At 41.4% G+C, this 22,791-nt stretch carries 26 protein-coding genes; 9 read left to right on the forward strand and 17 right to left on the reverse strand.

Features of this window, described 5'->3' with window-relative positions; translation table 11 throughout:
• Nucleotides 1-237 precede the first annotated feature (237 nt).
• Genes H7T92_RS00215 through H7T92_RS00225 form a run of 3 tightly spaced genes read right to left on the reverse strand, consistent with a single transcriptional unit; the run spans nucleotide 238 to nucleotide 3,417 of the window.
• On the reverse strand, nucleotides 238-1,581 hold the full coding sequence (locus H7T92_RS00215; protein ID WP_201036683.1) for an ABC transporter permease: 1,344 nt from the start codon (nucleotides 1,579-1,581) through the stop codon (nucleotides 238-240).
• The gene (locus H7T92_RS00220; RefSeq protein WP_003002759.1) at nucleotides 1,581-2,276 is read right to left on the reverse strand and encodes an ABC transporter ATP-binding protein; all 696 of its coding nucleotides are present in this window, start codon (nucleotides 2,274-2,276) and stop codon (nucleotides 1,581-1,583) included. Before H7T92_RS00220 ends, H7T92_RS00215 begins: the two co-directional genes overlap by 1 nt.
• Entirely contained in the window at nucleotides 2,260-3,417 is a 1,158-nt protein-coding gene (locus tag H7T92_RS00225) for an efflux RND transporter periplasmic adaptor subunit (protein WP_155198819.1), read from the reverse strand. The genes H7T92_RS00220 and H7T92_RS00225 overlap by 17 nt, the downstream gene beginning before the upstream one ends.
• Before the next feature lie 179 nt (nucleotides 3,418-3,596).
• On the opposite strand from H7T92_RS00225, the gene gorA reads away from it, so the two are divergent.
• A complete protein-coding gene (gene gorA, locus H7T92_RS00230; protein ID WP_201036684.1) occupies nucleotides 3,597-4,946 on the forward strand; it encodes a glutathione-disulfide reductase in 1,350 nt (449 codons plus the stop codon).
• A 43-nt stretch (nucleotides 4,947-4,989) separates the two neighbouring features.
• On the opposite strand, the gene H7T92_RS00235 is transcribed toward gorA, so the two are convergent.
• The 3 genes from H7T92_RS00235 to H7T92_RS00245 form a co-directional block, all read right to left on the reverse strand.
• Nucleotides 4,990-5,721 (reverse strand): cyclase family protein, encoded by a 732-nt coding sequence (locus H7T92_RS00235; protein ID WP_150906375.1) that lies wholly within the window; start codon nucleotides 5,719-5,721, stop codon nucleotides 4,990-4,992.
• Nucleotides 5,722-5,733: 12 nt separating this feature from the next.
• Nucleotides 5,734-6,876: a 5-methyltetrahydropteroyltriglutamate--homocysteine S-methyltransferase gene (locus H7T92_RS00240; RefSeq protein ID WP_201036685.1), complete on the reverse strand. Its 1,143-nt coding sequence runs from the start codon at nucleotides 6,874-6,876 to the stop codon at nucleotides 5,734-5,736.
• Between the two features lie 163 nt (nucleotides 6,877-7,039).
• Nucleotides 7,040-7,252, reverse strand: a complete 213-nt coding sequence (locus tag H7T92_RS00245; RefSeq protein WP_003002541.1) for a YdbC family protein — start codon at nucleotides 7,250-7,252, stop codon at nucleotides 7,040-7,042.
• Nucleotides 7,253-7,342: 90 nt separating this feature from the next.
• On the opposite strand from H7T92_RS00245, the gene H7T92_RS00250 reads away from it, so the two are divergent.
• Nucleotides 7,343-7,675 carry a hypothetical protein gene (locus tag H7T92_RS00250; RefSeq protein ID WP_013903885.1) on the forward strand — a complete coding sequence of 111 codons (333 nt, stop codon included), beginning with the start codon at nucleotides 7,343-7,345 and terminating at the stop codon, nucleotides 7,673-7,675.
• 263 nt (nucleotides 7,676-7,938) lie between these two features.
• Here the strand turns inward: H7T92_RS00250 and H7T92_RS00255 are convergent, their stop codons facing one another.
• On the reverse strand, nucleotides 7,939-8,268 hold the full coding sequence (locus H7T92_RS00255; RefSeq protein ID WP_013903886.1) for a winged helix-turn-helix transcriptional regulator: 330 nt from the start codon (nucleotides 8,266-8,268) through the stop codon (nucleotides 7,939-7,941).
• Nucleotides 8,269-8,370: 102 nt separating this feature from the next.
• Here H7T92_RS00255 and H7T92_RS00260 point away from each other — a divergent pair, with 102 nt between their 5' ends.
• Both H7T92_RS00260 and H7T92_RS00265 read left to right on the forward strand, forming a co-directional pair.
• On the forward strand, nucleotides 8,371-8,496 hold the full coding sequence (locus H7T92_RS00260) for a 3-hydroxyacyl-ACP dehydratase (RefSeq protein WP_013903887.1): 126 nt from the start codon (nucleotides 8,371-8,373) through the stop codon (nucleotides 8,494-8,496).
• Nucleotides 8,497-8,536: 40 nt separating this feature from the next.
• Nucleotides 8,537-9,907, forward strand: coding sequence for an MFS transporter (locus H7T92_RS00265; protein ID WP_201036686.1), 1,371 nt, complete (start codon nucleotides 8,537-8,539; stop codon nucleotides 9,905-9,907).
• A 182-nt stretch (nucleotides 9,908-10,089) separates the two neighbouring features.
• Here the strand turns inward: H7T92_RS00265 and H7T92_RS00270 are convergent, their stop codons facing one another.
• Entirely contained in the window at nucleotides 10,090-11,376 is a 1,287-nt protein-coding gene (locus H7T92_RS00270) for a peptidase U32 family protein (protein WP_003002878.1), read from the reverse strand.
• Between the two features lie 95 nt (nucleotides 11,377-11,471).
• Nucleotides 11,472-12,401, reverse strand: coding sequence for a peptidase U32 family protein (locus H7T92_RS00275; RefSeq protein ID WP_003015582.1), 930 nt, complete (start codon nucleotides 12,399-12,401; stop codon nucleotides 11,472-11,474).
• 129 nt (nucleotides 12,402-12,530) lie between these two features.
• Between H7T92_RS00275 and H7T92_RS00280 the strand changes: the two genes are divergently transcribed.
• The gene (locus H7T92_RS00280) at nucleotides 12,531-12,824 is read left to right on the forward strand and encodes a DUF3270 family protein (protein WP_201036687.1); all 294 of its coding nucleotides are present in this window, start codon (nucleotides 12,531-12,533) and stop codon (nucleotides 12,822-12,824) included.
• A gap of 130 nt (nucleotides 12,825-12,954) precedes the next feature.
• Here the strand turns inward: H7T92_RS00280 and H7T92_RS00285 are convergent, their stop codons facing one another.
• The 8 genes from H7T92_RS00285 to H7T92_RS00320 form a co-directional block, all read right to left on the reverse strand.
• A complete protein-coding gene (locus H7T92_RS00285; RefSeq protein ID WP_201036688.1) occupies nucleotides 12,955-13,413 on the reverse strand; it encodes a YtxH domain-containing protein in 459 nt (152 codons plus the stop codon).
• A 14-nt stretch (nucleotides 13,414-13,427) separates the two neighbouring features.
• Nucleotides 13,428-13,811 (reverse strand): DUF948 domain-containing protein, encoded by a 384-nt coding sequence (locus H7T92_RS00290; protein ID WP_031573975.1) that lies wholly within the window; start codon nucleotides 13,809-13,811, stop codon nucleotides 13,428-13,430.
• 3 nt (nucleotides 13,812-13,814) lie between these two features.
• The gene (gene lgt, locus H7T92_RS00295) at nucleotides 13,815-14,597 is read right to left on the reverse strand and encodes a prolipoprotein diacylglyceryl transferase (RefSeq protein WP_201036689.1); all 783 of its coding nucleotides are present in this window, start codon (nucleotides 14,595-14,597) and stop codon (nucleotides 13,815-13,817) included.
• Nucleotides 14,594-15,526 carry an HPr(Ser) kinase/phosphatase gene (gene hprK / locus H7T92_RS00300; protein WP_003008114.1) on the reverse strand — a complete coding sequence of 311 codons (933 nt, stop codon included), beginning with the start codon at nucleotides 15,524-15,526 and terminating at the stop codon, nucleotides 14,594-14,596. Before hprK ends, lgt begins: the two co-directional genes overlap by 4 nt.
• 172 nt (nucleotides 15,527-15,698) lie before the next feature.
• The gene (locus H7T92_RS00305; RefSeq protein WP_260314218.1) at nucleotides 15,699-15,965 is read right to left on the reverse strand and encodes a hypothetical protein; all 267 of its coding nucleotides are present in this window, start codon (nucleotides 15,963-15,965) and stop codon (nucleotides 15,699-15,701) included.
• Nucleotides 15,966-16,085: 120 nt separating this feature from the next.
• A complete protein-coding gene (locus tag H7T92_RS00310) occupies nucleotides 16,086-16,367 on the reverse strand; it encodes a PspC domain-containing protein (RefSeq protein ID WP_003005023.1) in 282 nt (93 codons plus the stop codon).
• Between the two features lie 74 nt (nucleotides 16,368-16,441).
• Nucleotides 16,442-16,897 (reverse strand): SprT family protein, encoded by a 456-nt coding sequence (locus tag H7T92_RS00315; protein WP_201036691.1) that lies wholly within the window; start codon nucleotides 16,895-16,897, stop codon nucleotides 16,442-16,444.
• Complete coding sequence (locus H7T92_RS00320) at nucleotides 16,884-19,040, reverse strand: Tex family protein (RefSeq protein WP_375788153.1); 2,157 nt, start codon at nucleotides 19,038-19,040, stop codon at nucleotides 16,884-16,886. Before H7T92_RS00320 ends, H7T92_RS00315 begins: the two co-directional genes overlap by 14 nt.
• Before the next feature lie 148 nt (nucleotides 19,041-19,188).
• Between H7T92_RS00320 and H7T92_RS00325 the strand changes: the two genes are divergently transcribed.
• The 4 genes from H7T92_RS00325 to zwf all read left to right on the forward strand — a co-directional run bounded on the left by H7T92_RS00325 (nucleotide 19,189) and on the right by zwf (nucleotide 22,726).
• Nucleotides 19,189-19,338, forward strand: a complete 150-nt coding sequence (locus H7T92_RS00325; protein WP_003008123.1) for an SPJ_0845 family protein — start codon at nucleotides 19,189-19,191, stop codon at nucleotides 19,336-19,338.
• The gene (locus H7T92_RS00330; protein ID WP_014713646.1) at nucleotides 19,338-20,243 is read left to right on the forward strand and encodes a permease; all 906 of its coding nucleotides are present in this window, start codon (nucleotides 19,338-19,340) and stop codon (nucleotides 20,241-20,243) included. The genes H7T92_RS00325 and H7T92_RS00330 overlap by 1 nt, the downstream gene beginning before the upstream one ends.
• On the forward strand, nucleotides 20,240-21,055 hold the full coding sequence (locus H7T92_RS00335) for a TIGR03943 family putative permease subunit (RefSeq protein WP_155199966.1): 816 nt from the start codon (nucleotides 20,240-20,242) through the stop codon (nucleotides 21,053-21,055). Before H7T92_RS00330 ends, H7T92_RS00335 begins: the two co-directional genes overlap by 4 nt.
• 204 nt (nucleotides 21,056-21,259) lie before the next feature.
• Complete coding sequence (zwf, locus tag H7T92_RS00340; protein WP_155199965.1) at nucleotides 21,260-22,726, forward strand: glucose-6-phosphate dehydrogenase; 1,467 nt, start codon at nucleotides 21,260-21,262, stop codon at nucleotides 22,724-22,726.
• Nucleotides 22,727-22,791: the final 65 nt, after the last annotated feature.

Below are 22,791 nucleotides of genomic sequence, written 5' to 3' on the forward strand. Positions count from 1 at the left end.
CTTCCCTATTCTATCATATTTAGGCCAGAAATTCACTAATATTTACCAATTAAACAAAAATAAGGTAGAAGAAAAAATGCAGCTTCCTGAATGAATACTCAAAAACATTTGAACACCGTCCTTGACTGCTCAATCCGTTTAACCTGTATAAGGCAATATGATTGAAACGGGTTCGACAAGAGTACAAAAAAGGAGCGTGGTGAATCTTAAACCATTCATCCTGACTCGCTCCTATTTTTATTCATAACGCAGTGCTTCGATAGGGTTTAACTTAGAAGCCTTATTTGCTGGTAAAATCCCAAAGATAATGCCAACAAATGCAGAGAAAATAATACTACCGATAGCAACATTTAAGGAAATAATCGGCGGTCCTTCTAAGGAGGATGCAGCGAGTGTAGTAATCAAGCTATTCACACCATATGCAAGGCCAAGTCCAATTAGCCCACCAATGATGGTCAAGACCATCGATTCAATCAAAAATTGGACCAAAATCTTACTTCTCGTTGCTCCCAAGGCCTTGCGAAGACCAATTTCTCTCGTCCGCTCGGTAACAGAAACCAACATGATATTCATGACTCCAATGCCACCAACTAAGAGGGAAATCCCAGCAATAGCTCCAATGACTGATGTCATAATTCCTACTACTTTATTGGTTTCCTCAAGTATGCTATCCAAATTAAAGATTTGAAATTCTCCTTGGCGAACACCTGAAAGTTCTGTTAACTTTTGAGCAGCCTCGATCCCAACGGATTTGATTTCTTTCACATCCGGTACATGGACGACAATATTTTGAATTTCATCGGTTCCGAATTCAGATGCCAGCTGGGTATTGGCCATCAAGGCACTTCCACCTGAGGAAGCTCCGTAAAGAGCTGTTCCTGCATTTGGATCCTTGAAAATACCAACGACGCGATAATTGTTATCCCCAACAGAGACCACCTGATTCAGTGGATTCTCCGTTCCAAATAATTGTTGGGCCAATCCTTCATCAAGGAGCACCACCCGGGAGAAATTACTATAGTCTGAAGGGGTTAATTTTCGCCCAGATAAGAGCTCAACCTTTTTGACAGAAAAATAGGTTTCATTTACCCCTTGGATGTTTACCCCTTCTGCTTTTTTCTTTTGAAAAGCAATGGTTGCATTGGAGGTATTGCTAACATAGTAACCATCGATGCCTTGAATCTTGGTTAATTCCTTAACCCAAGATTCTTGCACAACTGGTGGTGCTTCTTGGACTTGACCATCAACATCTTCAGCGTTTTCCCCATCCATATCCGATGGAGCAGCCATCCCTCGGTCTTCAGCTGCAGGGCCACTTTCGCCTCCGCCTTCTCCTTCTCCAGTATCATCAGAAGGACCAATATTGATCCCAGTCACATAGCCACTCTTGTTGGGAGAATAAGAGATTTGTACATACTCTTGGTCCTTGGTGAAGGTCTTGGTGACACCAGCTTTCATACCATCTCCCAGAGCCATGATGACAACGACAGAAGCGACCCCAATAATGATCCCCACCATGGTCAAGAAAGACCGTAATTTATGGCTCATAATTGAGCTGATCGCAAATTTCCAATTTTGCATTAGGTCCCCCTTTCCAGCTTGCTATCTGAGGAGATCACTCCATCACGAATGACGATGCGACGATGCGCAAAGGCTGCAATTTCTGGCTCGTGTGTAACCATGATAATGGTTTTTCCTTCTTGGTTTAACTTGGTTAACAAGTCCATTATTTGCTCCCCCGTCTTGGTATCTAGGGCACCAGTCGGCTCATCTGCTAAGACGATGGCTGGCTGATTGACAAGGGCTCGGGCAATCGCAACCCGCTGTTTTTGACCTCCTGAGAGTTCTGAAGGCAAATGGTGCATGCGAGAATGGAGCTCTACCTTTTCAAGGTACTGCTCAGCTAATTCCTTCCGTTTAGCTGGATGAACTCCCGCATAAATGAGAGGCAGTTCTACATTTTGAAAGGCATTGAGCTTGGAAAGAAGAAAGAATTGTTGAAAGACAAAACCGATCTGTTCATTTCGAACACGTGCTAATTTTTTCTCACTGAGATTTCCAACCTCCTGACCTTCTAGGAAATACTCTCCACTGGTCGGGCGGTCCAACAAGCCAATGACGTTCATCAAGGTCGATTTCCCTGAGCCAGATGGACCCATAATGGCTACAAATTCTCCCTCTTCGACTTCTAAATCGATGTCTTTTAAGACACGAAGTTCTTGGTCTCCGTTTTTATAGGTTTTATTGATTCCTTTTAGTTCAATCAATTTTGTCATATTTTCCGATCTCTTTTCCATCTTCCAGTTTCTCATTAGGATTCACAATAACTTGAGCATCTTTCTTCAAGCCTGACAAGATTTCCTGGTTTTCAGCATCGGCGTTACCAAGCGTCACTTTTACTTTCTTAGCCTTGCCATTTTCGACCGTCCATACATAGCTCGTATCCCCATCAGCCATGACACTTGTCACGGGAACAAGGGGATGTTGAGTAGAACTTTTGACTTCAATATTGACAGAAAAGCCTTGTTTGAGTTCCCCAATCTCACTGGTAATATCCACTGTAAATGGGTACTTGGCTCCACCGCTTCCTTGTGTTCCACCTGCTGCATTGGCACCTGCTTGACCCGCGTCGGTCGGATAGTTGGCTACATAAGAAATCTTTCCTGTCCAGGTTTTATCCGGATAAACCTTGGAAGTGAGGACCACTTCCTGACCTTCAGAGATATTGGCCAAATTGTATTCAGACAATTCCCCTTTAACTTGTAAATTCCCGTTGCTCACAATGTGAACCAGAGTTTGGTTGGTCCCTGTAGTCGATTTTGAAACATCTTTATTGACTTCGACCACGGTACCATCTGTATTACTCCTGACTGTTGTCGCATCCAGAAGAGCTTTGGCCTTGTTCATATTATCGACTGCATCCGACTTAGCATCTCGTAAATCGCTAGCTTGGGAATCGACTGTTCGTTGTGTCTGCGAAGCTGATTTGGCATCTGCTTCTTCATCTCCTGTCGTATCAATGGTCACACCATTTGTCAGTAGGTCATTTAACTGACGGTCTGCCTTATTGACAGCACGAACGGCTGCATCATAAGCGGTTTGGGCCTCTGTACTGCTATACTGAACAATCGGCTGACCGGCCGTCACTTGATCTCCTACATTGACCAAAATCGACTGCAAATCCCCTTTGGTTCCATCAAAATAGACATACTGTTCCTGGTTGGCAGTGACTTTCCCAGTTAACAAGACCGAAGAAGCGATCGATCCATCCTTGACTGTTTGCACCATTGGAGTTTCTTTCGTGATTGCTTGATCAGGAGTACTTGGATGCGAAAACATCATCACACTTCCTGTTCCAATCACCACAATTGCTGCACCTGCAGCTGTAAATAGTTGCCATTTTTTCAATTTCTTCATCGTTTTTCTCCATCAAAGAAAGCGTTTTATTCTATACCATAGTATACCATATTTCCTTACTTTTCTATCTAAAATTGACACAGCAAAATGAAATTTAAATACTTGGTAACATGCTAAACCCTTGACTTTTGTAACAGTTGATATTACAATCAAACTGAAATCCCATTTAGGAGGAAAACATGAAAGAATTTGATATTATTTCAATCGGTGGAGGTAGTGGAGGAATCGCTACGATGAACCGGGCTGGGGAGCACGGAGCCCGTGCAGCTGTCATTGAAGAAAAACAATTGGGTGGCACCTGTGTCAACAGAGGATGTGTGCCTAAAAAGATTATGTGGTATGGTGCACAAATTGCAGAAGCAATTCGCGATTATGGACCAGACTATGGATTTACTTCTGAACAGACAAAATTTGATTTTGCAACCTTAAGAAAAAATCGCGAAGCCTATATTGACCGTTCCCGTAATTCTTATGATGGCAGTTTCAAACGCAATGGGGTTGAACGAATTGAAGGACGTGCCCGTTTTGTGGATGCTCATACGATTGAGGTAAATGGGGAAACCATTAAGGCGAAGCATATCGTGATTGCGACCGGTGCCCATCCTTTTATCCCTTCTGTTCCTGGAGCTGAATTTGGCGAAACTTCTGACGATGTCTTTGCTTGGGAAGAACTCCCTACATCTGTTGCCATTATTGGAGCTGGCTACATCGCAGTGGAACTAGCCGGTGTGCTCCATGCCCTTGGTGTTCAGACCGATCTCTTCGTTCGCGGTGATCGTCCCTTAAGAAAGTTTGATTCCTACATTGTCGATGGCTTAATGGAAGAAATGGAAAAACAAAACCTTCCGCTTCATAAACATAAGGTTCCCATGAAGCTTGAAAAATTAGAAGACGGTCGTGTGAAGATTTATTTTGAGGATATGACTAGCCACGTGGCAGATCATGTTATCTGGGCAACAGGACGAAAACCAAATGTCCAGGATCTCAATTTAGAAGCTGCCGGCGTCACCTTAAATGAAAAAGGATTCATCGCAGTGGATGAATACCAGAATACAGTTATTCCAGGAATCTATGCTCTTGGGGATGTCACTGGAGAAAAAGAATTAACCCCTGTCGCTATTAAAGCTGGACGCACTCTTTCTGAACGACTATTCAATGGAAAAGTCAATGCCAAAATGGATTATACAAATATCCCGACCGTTGTCTTTTCTCACCCCGCTATCGGAACCGTTGGCCTAACGGAGGAAGAAGCCCAGCAAACTTATGGAAAAGAGAATATCAAAGTCTATACTTCTCAATTTGCTTCCATGTACACTGCTGTAACCCAACACCGCCAGCAAGCAAAATTCAAACTCATCACTGCTGGTCCCGAAGAAAGGGTCGTTGGCCTTCATGGTCTTGGATACGGAGTCGATGAAATGATCCAAGGATTTGCAGTTGCTATCAAGATGGGAGCGACAAAAGCCGATTTCGACGCAACCGTCGCCATTCACCCAACCGGATCCGAAGAATTTGTGACAATGAGATAAAACATAAGCTTGAAGTTGTTACACTTCAAGCTTTTTTCTTTGTTTATGGTAAGATGGCAATGGCACGAACCGGTGAACCAGTTGCCTTGTCCCAATGAGGGAAAGCAATCGAAATCAAGGCACCTACAGCTGGAACTTGATCCAATTGATTCAAAACCTCAACTTGGTAGATATTTTGTTCCAAGAGGTAGTATTCATTGACCAAGCCATGCTCTGCTGCTGGAATACCCGCATCGGTATCAAAGGTTTCATGCCCCACAGCCTTGACATGGCGTTCATGAATCAAGAATTCCAGAGCTTCACGGCTCCATCCTGGACTTTGTTGAACCCCATTTTCATCAAGGTTGCGCATAGCATCTTGATCCGGCCAACGTTTTGACCAATCACTACGGAAGGCAACAAAAGCACCTTCAGCAATTTGTCCATGCTCTGCTTCAAAGTCTAAGATATCTTGTTTGCTCAAGATAAAGTTTGGATTGGCTGCAACTTCTTTAGACTTGTCGATAACATAGAGTGGCAAGAGGAGATCTTTAAGGGCAATCTCATCTAACCAACGACCACCTTCTACAAAGTGAATTGGTGCATCGATATGCGTACCGTATTGACCAACCACTGTAAATTTTTGAACATGGAAACCATCTTTTAGCGTGAAGAGATCTTCTTGTTGCAAAGCAGGAAGGGCTGGGAAGTGTGGACTTTCCGCATTGATCTGGTGACTCAAGTCCACCCATTTTTTAGCTTGCAATTCTTTATAAATACTTAGTAAATCTGACATGTTTCTTCCTCCTTATTCGCCCCAAACTTCAGCGACAATTTCCTTAATCAAACCGATTTTTTTCCATTGGTCTTCTTCTGTCAAAATGTTTCCTTCTTCTGTTGAAGCAAAGCCACACTGAGTAGACAGGTAAAGATTTTCTAAAGGTACATACTGACTCGCTTCTTTAATACGAGCGATGACTTCATCCTTGTTCTCCAGTTGACCACTCTTAGATGTCAAGAGGCCTAACACCACTCCTTTTCCAGGGGTCACTTCTGCAAGTGGTTCAAAACCACCAGCACGATCGGTGTCAAACTCAAGGAAGTAAGCATTGACCGCTTCTTCTCCAAGGAGTTCTTTTGCAATCGGTGCATAGCCACCTGATGAAGCCCAGGTAGAATGGAAGTTCCCACGACAAACGTGTGTATTGACGGTCAAACCAGCTGGAACATTTTGGTAGACATCGTTGTTAAAGGTCAAGAAGAGATCAGCTAATTCCCGGCGAACCTCATCTTTTGACTTGCCTTGAGCTGCTCCCCAAGCCGTCAAGAAATTATCGTCTACCAAGACACCCCACGTACAATCATCTACCTGAAGTGTCCGAAGTCCTGCATCATACAAATCTTGAATCACTTGAAGATAGGCTTGCTTGATGTCTTCACGAACAGCCGCAAAATCAGGATAGATGGTATTCAATTGCTCTACATGTTCTGCATCACGGATCAATTCAAAATAGAATTGCGCAGGCGCTGGAATGGTATATTTAGGTTCTACACCATCTACATCTGCTACAAGATCACGCAAGAACTTGTAATGCTCTACAAATGGATGATTGGCTCCTGTAATTTTTCCAACGACAAGTGCCGAGTCCGCCTTGGTCGTTTCATCATGGAATTGATAGCCTTGTTCAGCTTGGACGTGATCAATGCCACCAAATCCCCAGAAGAAATCCAAATGCCAATAAGCACGGCGGAATTCTCCATCCGTTACTGACTTCAGACCAGCAGCAATTTCTTTTTCAACGAGGTCACGAATCGCCTGATCTTCTACTTTTGTTAAGTCAGCCTGACTGATTTTTCCAGCTGCGAAATCTTCACGAGCTTGAACCAAAGCTGCTGGACGAAGGAATGAACCAACATGGTCTATGCGATAAGGTGCATGTGTATGTGTCAATATGAATTCCTCTTTCCTATAAGTTTTACATTAATTCATCAATGCAACCATTATAGCAGTCTAACACCTGATAAACAAGGGGTTGGGATAATCTAATATCTTTGACATCTATATAGTCTTAGACTATAACAAAAAGAAGTCCTTGAAGGACCTCTTTTTTATTTTAATTTTTAAATGCATCGAGCATAACTTGAAACTCTTCGTTCGTGAGTGTAATGCCTTTCCCCATCTTTGTATGGTCGGGACTCCAGGTCCGGATATCATACTTAGCTGGAGCACCGTTAAAACTTACACGGTTCAATTCCTTGGTCCAACCCTTGTCATTTTCTGACAAGACCAGTAGATGTTCTTCGATTTGGAATGAAAATTCTGCCATTTCACGACTCCTTTCTTGCCTTCTCATCTCTATTATTCGTAAATCATTTACAAAATCGTTGAAATTATCTATAATATATTGTATCAAGTTATGGAGAATTTAGCTATGAAAAAATTTCTCGAGATCGTTAAAGACCGAGCAAATGAATTTTTCAATGGAAAAGTCAGTACCCCTGCCCCATTAGAAGATGAGAGAATTATTGAAATCATTCAACAAGCATTGCGAAAAAAACAAGGGGTTCATGTTATTTTTTCAAACAAGAGTTTTACAGGCGATATTGTCAAGTATGACCAAGAACGCCGACAACTGATCGTGAAAAATTTTAAAAAGAGTATGTCCACGATTATTCGGATTTCTGAGATTCAGAAAATCAGTTTGGTCCCCAATAATATTCGCATCGCTCAACAAAAAGGAGAGGTTTAACCCTCTCTTTTATATTGAAAACAAACGTCATTTTTGGCGTTTGTTTTTATTACTTTTAATCTCATTTCTAAATTTATTAGAGTATCAAAAAAATTCTATCAAATTTTAACTTTAACTTTTGAACCTAGTAAAAAGTTAAAGTTCCAGTACATACTACTAGTATTGACGTTGCCTTGATTAAAAAGGTCACCAAATCTTTCATAATTACATTATCTATTTAAAGAAAAATATTAGTAATAAATTATGTAAATTCAATCTAATCTCTAATCACCATAAGTATGCTCCCATTTTTTCATTTCTTCAACGATACTTCTTAGAGCAATACCTTTTTTTGTCATTTTATATTCAACCTGTGGAGGCGATGTCGGTAAAACTTTTCTTGATAAAATACCTTCTTGCTCAAAATCATGTAATCGTTGAGCTAATATTCTAGGATTAATACCTTCTACACTACGCAAAAGACTACTATAATGTATATTACCATCAATAATTTCAGATAAGATCTCAAGAGTAAATTTACCTTTTAGTAAATTCAAGACCCTTCTTGCTGGACAAATTGATTTTTTCAAAGATTGCTTCTTGCAAGTCTCCATTCATTTCCTCCTTTTTTGATAGTTACTATACTTTTTTTCCCTTCTTGTTTCAGAAATTATTACATGATAAGCTAATTATATCATTTGAAAGGGGAAATTACTATGGATATTACAACTAAGTTTGACCGTATCAAAGATATTCTCGGTTGCGCTGATGGAAGATACTTTGGCACTGGATATACTCAAGTAAAATATTTTCAGAAAGTTAAATATATTGCTTTTGATTGATAAATGAAAATTGGTTTGATGAAATAACGGAGGAAGCTTGATGAAAAAAACAAATACAAAAGCGCCAGCTTATCTACTTTTTATTCTTTCACTAGGATACATTATGGCGGTCCTAGATACAACCGGAGTGGTTCTTGCTGTTCCCCATATTGAAACAGCTATGAGCGTCTCATTAGAGCAATCCATTTGGATTATTAACGCCTATACACTAGCTTTAGGCTCTTTACTCCTACTTTCAGGAAATCTAACAACAAAATATGGTGCTAAACGAATTTTATTATTTGGAATGACAATTTTTACACTTGCCTCATTTGGGTGCTCTTTTTCACCAAATATTGAAACATTAATCATACTTAGATTCGTTCAAGGTTTCGGTGCTTCTTTGTTTATGCCTAGTTCATTAGCACTTTTATTCATTTCATACCCTGATTCTACTAAAAGAGCACGTATGTTAGGAATTTGGACAGCAATTATTTCTGTTGCAACCGGTACTGGTTCTTTTATTGGTGGACTAATTATTAACTACTTCGGATGGAGGGGTATTTTCTTAATCAATATTCCATTGGGAATTTTGACAGTAATTTCAATATTACTTCTTGTGAAAAACAATATTGCCAATCCAAAGACTAGAATTGACATTTTCAGTAATATATTTCTTGTTGCAACTATCGGAAGTCTAGTTATTTACCTTGTTGAAGGGAATCAATATGGCTATAGTAACCTAAATCTTTTATTGTTTCTTCTCCTGTTTATATTATTTACTGTTGGTTTAGTAGTCCACGATAAAAAAAGTAAAGCACCTATTGTTCCCCACCAACTATTAAAAAATGCTAAGTTTATTGCCTCTAATCTGTTAGGTTTAGTAGTTAACATTTCATTATATGGTATTGTTTTGGTGCTAGGACTTTATTTTCAAACTTATTTAAACCTCTCCTCAATGGTTTCTGGACTCCTCATTCTACCAGGAATGATTGTCTTAATTATTGGTAATTTATTTTACGCACGTGTTGTAAAACGATTTTCCGTGGGAAGCCTCGCTACTGTCTCAATTATTTTTGCCATTGTAGGAGCAGCAGGAATTTTTGGAATTGGAGTCCTTTTTCATGAAATTCAACTATACATCCTAATCCCTTTATTTTCTTTAATGAGCCTTGGTATCGGAGTGTTAACTCCAGCAACTACTACCATTCTTATGGAAGCTGCTGGTCAAGAATTATCTGGAATTGCTGGTGCAACTTTAAACGCTAACAAACAAATTGGTGGACTTTTTGGTACAACAATTATGGGGATTCTAACTACTAATTTATCCCATAATTGGAATATGGTTATCGTTGTCGCATTTTTGGTTAACGTGATAATGTATATTGCTACTTGGTTAATTGCTAGTCGTTACCTTTATGGAAAAGAATAAAACCAAACAGAATGCATTCAATTAAAAGTTGATTATACAGATTGAAGAAAAAGTCCATTTTGACAATTTTCTTCAATCTTTTTTCATAATTATATAAAGAAAAAACTCTAAAGGAGAAGTTTTTCTAGTCCTAATAGAGTTTTTCTATATTCTGAAGAGAGATTTAACCCTCTCTTTTTTTGTTATACTCGAACAGTTTTACTTGCCCCATCTTTTGAGTAGAGATTGATTAAACCTTCCTGGCAAGAACGAATCATATCTCCTGGCTTGACTTCTTGTGGAACGGTGATCGTAAGAAGTTCCATCGGATTTGGTGCGCGATCAATCTTCACTCCATCCTTATCATGCAAGTCTTGGATCTGGCATTCAAAATGACGGAAGCCTGGTCCGTAGAATTCCACTTGGTCGCCTTCATTGATGACATTCCGTTGGCGAATCGTCGCAGTCATGGTAGATGGATCAAAGTCCACCACTTCTCCTACAAATTTGTATTGCGGAATCTTACGACGTGCCCCAAACAATTGTTCATTTTCAGTCGGTGTTTGGTAGTAGAATCCAGTTGCTAATTCACGTTGAGCGACTTTCCACAATTCATTGATCAAATCATCCTTAATGGCATAAAAGGCTTCTGGACTTTCCATATAGGCATCACAAGCTGCCTTGTAACAGTTGGCAACTGTTGATACGTAATGGACAGATTTCATCCGACCTTCGATCTTCAAGCTATCAACCCCATTGTCAATCATGTCTGGAATATTTTCGATCATACACATGTCCACGGCTGACATAGAATATTCTTCTGGGACTTGTCCTTTGATACTCTTGCGTTCTTGGCCAAATGGCATATCATAGAGATCGTATTTCCAACGACAAGATTGAGAACAACCACCACGGTTGGCATCCCGGTCAGACATGTGGTTAGAAAGGGTACAACGTCCGGAATAAGAAATACACATGGCTCCATGAACGAAGGCTTCGATCTCAAGATCGGTACGCTTACGGATCTCTGCCAACTCTTCCATGGATACCTCACGGGCCAAGACGACACGGGTCAAGCCATATTCTTTCCAGAAATGGAAGGTCTCCACGTTGGTTGCAGAAGCTTGCGTAGACAAGTGAATATTGAGTCCAGGTGCATAAGTTGCACAGATTTCAATCAAGGCCGGGTCTGAGACGATCACGGCGTCAAGGCCCATATCTCGTAATTCACGGAACCATTCACCAGCCCCTTGTTCATTTCCCTCATGGGTCACCATGTTCGAAGCCACGTGTACATCTACGCCACGTGCATGCGCATATTCGATACCTTCACGAAGCTCATCCATGGTAAAGTTTCCAGCACGGCTACGCAAACCATAGGCTTGTCCACCGACGAACACTGCGTCTGCCCCATAATTAACGGCAACTTTTAATTTTTCTAATGTTCCAGCAGGTACCAAAACCTCTGGACGTTTTTTTGTATTTGTCATGTTTTCTCCAATTTACAAGATTGTCGATATGATGAATAGCCTCTTCGTTCCCTGAAAAAGGAAAACTCACAAACGAAGAAGCCCTAGTTTTTTTATTATTTTACACGATCTGGTTCATAATCATAGAAACCAGTATCCAAACCACGATTAGCTGGATGCAATTTGCGGATTTCTTCATCAAACAGATAGGCTTGATCCTGTGTAAATGTTCCTTTTTGAATCAAATCACGGGCCTTGACAAAGTACTCTGTAATCTTGACAAAGTTTTCACCCGGACAGTAGACACCATCGAGTTTCCAATGATCAAAGCCATGTTCTACCAACTCAGACAATTTGGTCATCATATTCAAGTCATTATTTGAGAAGATATGGGTTCCATGTTTGTCCTCGTAGACCGAATAATGAGAATTGGGATCTCCTGGCTCGGCCAAGAACAGATCCCGATCTTTGGTCACAGAGTCCTCTGTCTTGATGAAGTTGTAATAATTCTGAAGAAGAGGTCGTTTCGAATGGTGAATAATGCTAGCACCATAGACCAATACTTCTGCTGGAATCTGAAGATTCTCAGCCATTACGAATAATTCGGCAGATGGAATCTCACGAGCCAGAACAGCTTCAGAAGCTCCTGCTTGTTTTCCCCAGAAATTGATCTGGCGGCTAGAAGTGACCATGGTTGATGCATCGTAGATGGTTTTGAATGGATAGCCATCTCGTTTCAAGACATAAAAAACGCCCGCATCTCCGACAGTAATATAATCAGCCTGAATTTCTTTCAAAAAGTCTAAGAAAGGCTTGATTGAATCCATCATCGATTGGTGCATGAGTGCATTTACAGCCACTGTCAATTCTTTGCCAGCAGCATGGACTAGTTGAGCAATTCGATTTATTTCGTCATAGCTTAAAGTTTGAGGCAATCGTAATCCGTAATCTTTTTCACCGACATAGATTCGGTCAACCCCTGCATCAATCAGGGCTTGCGCTTGCTCAACACTCTCTGCTGTTGCTGTAATAATAATATTTTTCATAGAACCATTATAACAAAAATTCCGATATTCTAGAAAAATTTATTCATTTTGTAAAATTTGTAACATTTTTGTAACATTTATATAGCTGAATTCATGATAGAATAATAGAGTACTGTTAGGAGAGAGAAAATGCCCGTAAGAAATTTAAGACACTATGATGAAGAATTCGATTATATCGAATTAACCAAACAAACCCAAGAAACCCCTATTCAGGACTATGCTCCTGAAGTTGAACCCACACCCCAATTAAGTGAATTGCTATATTTTTTAAATATCGCTGTTTTCTGTGTGTTGACGGTTGTATTTAGTTTTATCTTTTTAGCAACAAAAATGAATACCTTCTTTGCGTTTGCTTTAGCGATTGGTTCTAGCTTTGCTAGTATTCAAGGATTCCGAATTTACTACAATAAACGAAAAAAATAAAAATCAGGTTTTCCTGATTTTTTTATTTACTCGAATTTTTTTAATTGGAATAACAATTGGAAGACAAAACTTAACTGCCAATTGCCATCTTACCTTCCATAAAAAATGAGGCTCACTGAGCCTCATTTTTTTATACTTCTTTTGTTTCTTCTTCAGCTGCTTCTTCAGAATCTTTTTCACCCAACTCTAAAACGATGTCTTCTGATTCTGTTTGTTTGCGAATGGATTTAACCAAGTCGTTGCCGCTTAGATTTTCTTTTTGAAGTTTATCCTTAAATGAGTGATAGACTTCTTGAGATTTTTCAACCACATCTTGCGTCTTTTCTTTGACAGATTCCAAAACAGTTCCTGTCGTAATTTCTCCAGAACCAACTTTTTCTTTGGTTTGTTGGATCACTTCTGCTGCTTGTTTTGAAACATCCTTAGCAGTTTGTTTCACCGATTCATGTACTTCTTGAGGATCTTCTTGATAGTCTTTTACGAAGCGCACCACTTTTTTAGTGACTTTCTTTCCTTGCTCTGTTGATAAATAGTAGGCTGCTGAAGCACCTGAAATCACACCAATTAATAAACTAGATAAACGTCCCATATTCTTCCTCGATTCTATTTAAATAATTTTGAAGCCATCTTAATCGCTTTTAATCCGATAGAGGCTTTCACTGTTTTTCCACCAGCTGATACAGCTTTGGAACCTAATTGACGGGCTTGATCATTCAAATCTGAAACAGACTCTGAAAGATCCGCCACGGCTGTAAAGAGTGGGTCAATTGTTGCAACTTTTTGATTCAAATCATCCGTTAAAACATTGACTTTTGCCAATAGATCATTGGTCTGATGCAAGGTGACATTGACATCTGATGTCAAAACTTGGATCGTTTTTTGCGTCTCATCTACAACTTTTCCAATCTTTGAGAGGAAAAAAATCATATAAATGACAAGCGCTACTAAGGCAAGACCTAAGAGGCCGTATGCAATTTCAATAAACATATGTTACTCCTTTGTTTCTACATAATAAGGGGCTTTTTTGCGTCGTTGGTAAAAGATGATGGCGAGTCCAACTAGAATCAGGATCATCGACAACCACTGGGAAACACGTAAGCCCGCAAACATCAGGCTATCTGTCCGCATTCCTTCGATGATCATCCGACCAAAACCATACCAGATAAGGTAAAAGGCTGTGATCTCACCTTGTCGCAAAAATTGGGGCTTCCTACGAAGAATCAAGATCAAGAGAAATCCTAGCAGATTCCAACTGGATTCATATAAGAAGGTTGGCTGACGGTAACTACCATCTATATACATTTGATCTCGAATAAAAGAGGGCAGGTAGTTGAGACTTTTGACAGCAGCTCCATAAGCTTCCTGGTTAAAGAAGTTTCCCCAGCGACCAATACTCTGTGCAATCATGACGCTTGGGGCCGCAATATCTAAAAAGTCGATCGGTTCAATCAAACGTCTACGAGAGAATAGATAGAGGACAAGGGCACCTGTCAAGAGGCCACCATAAATCGCGATTCCTCCGTTCCAGATCGCAAAAATCTCACTAAGATGCTGGCTATAGTAACCCCATTCGAAAATAACGTAATAGAGTCTGGCCCCCACAATCGCAAGAGGAAAGGCAATCAAAATGAAATCAATGATATCATCTGGATCAATTTTTTTACGGGGCGCTTCTTTCATAGAAAGATAAACGGCTAAAATCAAGCCAGAGACAATACAAATTGCGTACCAACGAATACTGATCGGACCTAATTGAAGGGCTACTGGATTCATTCCTTCACCTCATTTTGACTAATCAACTGGGACAAACGTTCTTCAAAGGTTTTGGTGGCATCATAGCCCATTTCTTTGGCACGAACATTCATAGCTGCAGCTTCGATCACGACCGAAATGTTCCGACCAGTCTTCACAGGGATGCGAATCCGAGGAATGGTCACCCCACCGATTTCTAACTCTTCTGCATTATTACCCAGACGATCATAAACCTGATCCTTGGCATAATTTTCCAAGTAAACGGCGATTTGGACTTGTGAAGAATCCTTAACAGCACTGGCTCCGTAGAGGCTCATGACATCGATAATCCCGACACCACGGATCTCTAGTAAGTGGCGTAGGATTTCAGCTGGCTCTCCCCAAAGGGTCATCTCATCTCTCGCATAGATATCGACTCGGTCATCTGCTACGAGGCGGTGTCCCCGCTTGACAAGTTCCAGACCTGTCTCGCTTTTACCAATTCCGCTATCTCCTTGGATCAAGACACCCATCCCATAAATATCCATCAAGACACCGTGTACACTCGTACGTTCTGCTAGCCGACTATCCAAATAGCTAGAAAGCTCTCCAGATAAACGACTGGTTGCAACATTGCTCTTCAAAATGGCTAGTTGCTTTTCTTCTGCAGCTCGCAACATTTCTTCTGGAATTTCTAAATTCCGCGCGACAATGATGACAGGTGTCTCTGGCTGGAACATCTTGCGCAGGACCTGATGACGGTTGTGAGAGCTCATCTTCACCAGGTAGGACCATTCTTTCATTCCTACAAGCTGAATCCGCTCAGGTGTGTAATAGTCGAAATAGCCCGTCATTTCAAGACCTGGACGTGAAATGTCCGCAGTCGTAATTTCCTTGCTTAAGAGGCTATCATCCCCATAAACAACCGATAGACGAAGCTTTTCCTGTATATCGCGAACAGTAACTGCCATATCATTCTCCCTTTTCAAATTCTCTCTCTATTATAGCAGATTTTCTCTTCAGACGAGAGACTGAAGTGTCATTTGAAAGATCCATTTTCAACTCCTTTTTAAGGCAAGCAAAAAGAGGTCAAGACAAAGGTCTTCAACCTCTAGGAAATGATGGGAACATCTGAAGAATGCTCTAGCCTTGGCCTTGCAAAAAATCTTTGATCATAGATTTGATTCCAGTAGATACTGCATAGACCACCGCATTTGAAGGAAATGCGATCAAGCCGAGCATAAAAGCAGTAGGTCCTCCCCCCAACAAGGAGAAAATCAGATACAAAACCGGCAGAAATAAAATCGAAAACCGATAAATTTGTGACTTTCTAGCCATTTCTGTTGGCAGAAACAAGAGGTAGAAGAGACTATTCCAAATACCCAGTGGAAAAAGAAGCATTCCGATCAAAACTGTTCCAACTCCTTCTCCAAAAACACGATTTAAAATGAAAAACTGTCCTATAAAACTGAAGAAGAGATATAGAATAAAAGCAAGGTAATAGAACTTCTGCTTCACTCAAATCTCCTTTTAGAAGAACGGACTATCATTCTGATCATGGATGGGTTCGGCCTCTTTTCTTCGACGAGGTCGAGGGCCATAGTCAAACATTTCCTGCTCCTCCTCGTCCTTATAAGGTAAGGTCGTATCTAACAGTAAGTAGATAATCACACCGATAAAGGCATGAGAAACCGTGAAAAGAATAAACAAGAAGCGTAGGAGAGTTACACTCAGACCAAATTTATCGGCTAAGCCAGCTAGCACACCTGAAACCAGGCGATGTCGTTTTAATTTGTAAAATGATGATGTCATTTGATTTTCCTCTTTCTAGTTAGACCTATTTTAGCAGAGTCTAACTGGAAAGAGATCCGCCTAAAGACCGATTCTTACTCTTGTCTCATTTCAAGGAATTGCAGGCGGCTGCGACAGCGACCGCAGGCATATTTCTTTAGATCAATTTTTCGCTTTCGTCTATACTCTTGGCCACAATGGGGACATTGATAGAGATAGATCCGCTTGACTCGCCCAGCTCTATCTGGTAGAGGAGGTGTGAAACGAAGACCGTCCACTTGCTGGAGGAGTTGCTTAAAGGCTAGATCTTTGTGGCGATACCCTTTACCTTGATCGTAAAGATGGTAATGGCAGAGCTCGTGGCGGACGATTTTGCGAAAGACCTCTAACCCGAAAGCTTGGTATATTTTCGGGTTGAAATCAAGGTGTCGATCCTTGGGAAAGAAACGACCCCCAGTGGTTTGAAGACGTGAATTCCACTCTGCTCGATGACGGAATTCTCTCCCAAAATCTTCTAGGGATACTTGGCGTACATACTCAGTCAGATTCATTCGGAGCTACCAAACTGAGATTGACTTTTTCGCGTTCCACATCAATCTTCTTCACCCAGACGGTTACCAAATCACCTACTGATACGACCTGGCTTGGATGCTTGATAAACTGCTTGCTCATATGGGAGATATGAATCAAGCCATCTTCGTGAATGCCAATATCGACAAAGGCCCCAAAGTCAACCACATTGCGCACAACCCCTTCTAATTTTTGGCCTATATGGAGGTCTTTAATATCCAAGACATCCTGACGGAGCACGGGTGCATCAAAGGAATCCCGCAAATCGCGACCTGGTTTTAGGAGATCGGCAATAATATCTTTCAGGGTTTCTGGTCCCAGATCCAGCTGAGTAGACATCTCCTTTATGTTCACAGCTTTTAATTTTTCCTGAGCGGATGCATCGAGGTCGGTAATTTCAAGAAGTTGAAAAAGTTTTTCAACTTCCTTGTAACTTTCAGGGTGAACGCCGGTATTGTCCAAGATATTTTTACTTTCAGGAATGCGTAAGAATCCAGCCGCTTGCTCGAAAGCCTTGGCGCCGAGACGAGGGACTTTTTTAATCTGTGCTCGTGAAAGAATCATTCCTTCTTCTTCCCGGTATTTCACAATATTTTCAGAGATGGTTTTATTGAGTCCTGCTACATGGGCTAAGAGAGAGGGACTAGCCGTATTGATATTGACCCCAACTTGGTTGACGACAGTATCTACCACGAAATCCAAGCTTTCTGTCAGTTTTTTCTGATTGACATCGTGTTGGTATTGACCGACACCGATGGATTTGGCATCGATTTTCACCAATTCTGCTAGCGGATCTTGCAAGCGACGGGCAATGGAGATGGCCGAGCGTTTTTCAACGGTTAGCTCTGGGAACTCATGACGGGCCAACTCACTAGCTGAATAGACAGAGGCTCCGCTTTCATTGACAATAACATAGCGAACTCCTGGATGGTCATGAAGCACCTCTGCGACAAAGGCCTCACTTTCACGGCTGGCTGTTCCATTTCCAATTGCAATAATCTCTACGCTAAACTCCTTGATCAAGGAGGATAGATCCTTTTTAGCCTGCTCGATCTGAGCTGGTTTTGCAGGAGCAACTGGATAGATGACCTGGGTGGCAAGCATCTTTCCTGTCTCATCAACAACGGCTAGTTTAGCACCGGTCCGAAAGGCTGGGTCAAATCCAAGGACCACGCGCCCTTTTAATGGAGGAATGAGCAATAGATTCCGTAGATTTTCAGAGAACAATTGAATGGCTCCGTCTTCTGCCACCTCCGTTAACTCTGTCCGAATCCGACGTTCAATCGCAGGAACGATTTTTTTCTTAACCGCTTGTTGAATAACCTCATCCACATAGGCATTTTTCGTTTTAAAACGAGCCTCAAAAATACGAATGATCCGATCCAGTTGGTGCTCGAATCCGACTTTGAGAACGCCCAATTTTTCCCCACGATTGAGAGCTAGAGTCCGGTAGCCTTGCATATTCTTAATCTTCTCAGAAAAATCATAGTAGATTTCAAAGGTTCTCTTAGGATCTAAGCTTTCATCCTTCAAGGTTGACGTCATGAGGGAATGCCCATGAATTTCTTGATAGGTGAGGGCCCGTAATTGGGTATCCTCTGAAATAGCTTCTACCAGAATATCCACTGCACCAGCTAAAGCCGCAGTTTCAGTTGGGAAGGCCTCACAGGTAAATTTCTGAGCCTCTGCTTCCAAGTCTGGACTATTTTGCAAAATGAGACGTGCCAAAGGAAAAAGTCCTGCTTCTCGAGCAATCGTCGCCTTGGTCCGCCGTTTTTCCTTATAAGGGAGATAGAGCTCTTCGACATCCGCTAATTTTTCAGCAGCTTCAATAGCCTGCTTGAGCGCCTCTGTCAGTTTGCCCTGTTCCTCAATCTTAGCAAGGACGGTTTCCTTTCGTTCAGCCAGAGCCGTTAACGATTTGTCCCGGTCAATAATGGCCTTGATCGCTACTTCATCTAAATTTCCCGTTAGATCTTTTCGATAGCGAGCAATAAAGGGAATGGTTGAGCCTTCTGCGGTCAGACTCAATACGGTATCGATTTGTTTTAAGCTAACACCCAATTCTTGGGCTATTTTTTCATATTTATCCATAGCTTCTATTATAGCATATTTTGCTGCCATCAAGGGGTGAGATCGCCTGTTCTGGTCTCTGTTTCAGGGATTTTTCATAGAATAATTTTGACCCTATGGATCCTTCCTTTTATGCTCCATTTCCCCCTTGCTCTTTCCTTTTTGTTATAATGAAAGAAAATAAAAAGGAGGCCCAACAATGGCTATTAAATTCTCAAAAACAGATGATCTTGATAAAATGTTTGAAAATTTTGCGAGTTTTCCGGATGTAGAAAAAACAGTCGAATTCCCCGAAGAAAAAAAGAAGGCAGAAACTGCTACAACTAAAGAAGCAAAGAAGGTTAAGTAATGACATTCTTTCAACACCTTCCCTCTAGCGTCTTGCAGGCTGGGGCTATTTTTCTCTCGATTATTATCGAGGCCCTACCGTTTGTCCTAATCGGGAGTATCATTTCAGGGATTATCGAGGTCTATATCACCCCCGAGAGGGTCTACCGCTTTCTTCCCAAGAATAAATTTGGGCGGATCTTCTTTGGGACTTTTATCGGTTTTATCTTTCCTTCCTGTGAATGTGGGATTGTTCCCATTATCAATCGCTTTCTAGAAAAGAAAGTCCCAAGTTATACTGCTGTTCCCTTTCTGGTGACAGCACCGGTCATCAATCCTATCGTTCTCTTTGCGACCTACTCAGCCTTTGGGAATTCTGTCAAGATGGCCCTCTACCGCGCCCTTGGTTCCCTACTGGTCGCAACGGTACTAGGGATCTTTCTTGGTTTTATTCAGACAGATTCGATCCAAAAAGAACATCGTAAGGCTGTACATGAACATGATTTTAGGGACTTGAGCAAAGGCCAAAAGCTCTTTCAAGTCTTGGTGCAAGCCATTGATGAATTCTTTGATACAGGACGCTACTTGGTATTTGGTTGTCTCTTTGCCAGCCTCGTCCAAGTCTATGTCCCAACACGGATCCTCACTTCGATCAGTGCGACACCGGTTATTGCTATTCTCCTTCTCATGGTCTTGTCCTTTCTCCTCTCACTTTGTAGCGAGGCGGACGCCTTTGTTGGATCCTCTCTTCTAACAAGTTTTGGAGTAGCGCCTGTTCTTGCCTTTCTGGTGATTGGGCCTATGCTTGATGTCAAAAATCTCCTCATGATGAAAAATTATCTCAAGACCCGTTTTATCTGGCAATTTATCGGAATTGTGAGTGGAGTTGTGCTCCTTTATGCTTGGTTTGTGGGGGTAGTGCTATGATTCGTTTCTTGATATTAGCTGGCTATTTTGAGCTCACCATGTACCTGCAATTATCTGGTAAGCTCAATCAATACATCAACTTACACTATTCTTACTTGACTTATATTTCCATGTTCTTGTCCTTTGTTTTAGCTCTTGTGCAGCTGATCATCTGGGTCAAGCAGATGAAGATCCACAGTCATCTCTCTGGCTTCTGGGCAAAAGTGGCGAGTATCTTCTTGCTCTGTATTCCTTTGTTTGTCGGGCTATTTTTCCCTACAGTGACACTGGATTCCCAAACAGTCTCTGCCAAAGGCTACCACTTCCCGGTTGCAGCCGGTTCTTCCAAGGAAATCCAGCAGGACGAAGGGACAACAACCCAGTATCTCAAACCAGATACTAGTAGCTATTTTACCAAGTCAGCCTATGAGTCAGAAATGAAGCAGGCTGCAAAGAAATATGTTGATAAAAAAGTAATTCAGGTGACCACTGAGAATTACATGGAAGTCATGGAAGTTATTTATGATTATCCTGACCAATTTGCAGGAAAGACGATCGAACTGACCGGCTTTGTATACAATGACCCCAATAACAAGGACAGCCAATTTCTCTTTCGCTTTGGGATCATCCACTGTATCGCAGATTCCGGCGTCTACGGTCTCTTAACGACAGGTGCTCCGCAGCATTTCGAAAACAATACCTGGATCCATGCGAAAGGAACCTTGTCCATTGAATACCACAAGCAGCTCAAGCAAAGCTTGCCTGTCCTCCACATTAGCGATTGCCAGACCATTACAAAACCGGATAATCCTTATGTCTACCGCGTATTCTGATGGATTCACCAAGTTTCTTCGGTGGTCGATCCAAACATTTTATAACAGCTCAAGCTAGAATCCACATTGGTTCTAGCTTTTTCTATGCTTTCCTCTCAAATCCTCTAATCCAAGCGGAAAATATTCGGAACAACGATTCCATCAAAGAAATCTTGTAGATTTTATGGTAAAATATGGTTAATAAAATAGGAAATAGGTACTTAAATGTCTTCAAAAGTTATTGTAACCATTTTCGGGGCCAGTGGAGATTTAGCCAAGCGCAAACTCTACCCATCCCTTTTTAGACTCTATAAATCAGGAAATCTATCTGAACACTTTGCGGTTATCGGAACAGCTCGCAGACCATGGAGCAAGGAGTACTTTGAATCAGTTGTGGTAGAATCCATCACAGATCTGGCAGATAGCCCACAACAAGCTCAAGAATTCGCTAGTCATTTCTACTACCAAAGCCACGATGTCAATGATACCGAACATTACATCGCCCTGCGTGAATTGCAAAATAGCTTGGATGAAAAATACCAAACAGAACACAACAAGGTCTTCTTCTTGTCCATGGCTCCTCAATTTTTTGGAACCATTGCCAAACACCTCAAATCAGAAGGCATTGTGGATGGGCAAGGCTTTGAGCGCTTGATCGTTGAAAAACCTTTCGGTACAGATTTGGAAACTGCAAGTCAGCTCAACAAGGAATTGGAAGAAACCTTTGATGAAGAACAAATCTTCCGGATCGACCATTACCTTGGAAAAGAAATGATCCAAAATATCTTTGCCATTCGTTTCGGAAATCTTATTTTTGATAACCTTTGGAACCGAGATTTTATTGACAACATCCAAATTACCTTTGCTGAACGCTTAGGAGTTGAAGAACGCGGTGGCTACTATGATCATTCTGGGGCCCTTCGAGATATGGTGCAAAACCATACCCTTCAGCTTTTGTCATTGCTTGCCATGGATAAACCAGCTACCTTTACCAAGGATGCAATTCGGGCAGAAAAAGTTAAAGTTTTTGAGCAATTGCACAATCCAACAGATGAGGAACTGAAGAAATTCTTTATCCGTGGTCAATACCATTCAGGTACGATCGAAGGGAAAAAAGATATCTCTTATCGCAGTGAGCCCAATGTCGACCCTGAATCTACTACAGAAACCTATGCTTCTGGTACGTTCTTTGTTGATAGCGATCGCTTCCGCGGAGTGCCTTTCTTCTTCCGTACCGGAAAACGCTTGACCCAAAAAGGAACCATGGTCAATGTGGTCTTCAAGCAAACCGATTCCATCTTTGGACATAGCTTGCAACCAAATGTCTTGACCATTTATATCCAACCAAACGAAGGTTTCTCATTGAGCATCAACGGGAAAGAGGTCGGAGAAACATTCAGCATCGCACCGATTTCCTTTGATTACGAAACAGATGCGACTGCAACTGGAGCTTCCCCAGAGCCGTATGAAAAATTAATTTTTGACGTTTTGAACAATGACTCAACCAATTACAGCCACTGGCACGAAGTTCGTGCTTCATGGCAATTGATTGACCGAATCGAAAAACTATGGGCCGAAAATGGAGCACCACTCTATGAATACAAGTCTGGATCCATGGGACCAACTGCATCCGATGATCTCCTTGCAGAATACGGAGCCGAATGGGTTTGGAAACCTGAACCTAAGAATTAAGGAAAGCCACCTTCGGGTGGTTTTTTTGATAGCGCAAGGAAACAAAAAGACAAATTGTTCTTCCA

The organism is Streptococcus parasanguinis (assembly GCF_016648855.1).
GTDB classification, from domain to species: Bacteria; Bacillota; Bacilli; order Lactobacillales; family Streptococcaceae; genus Streptococcus; species Streptococcus parasanguinis_L.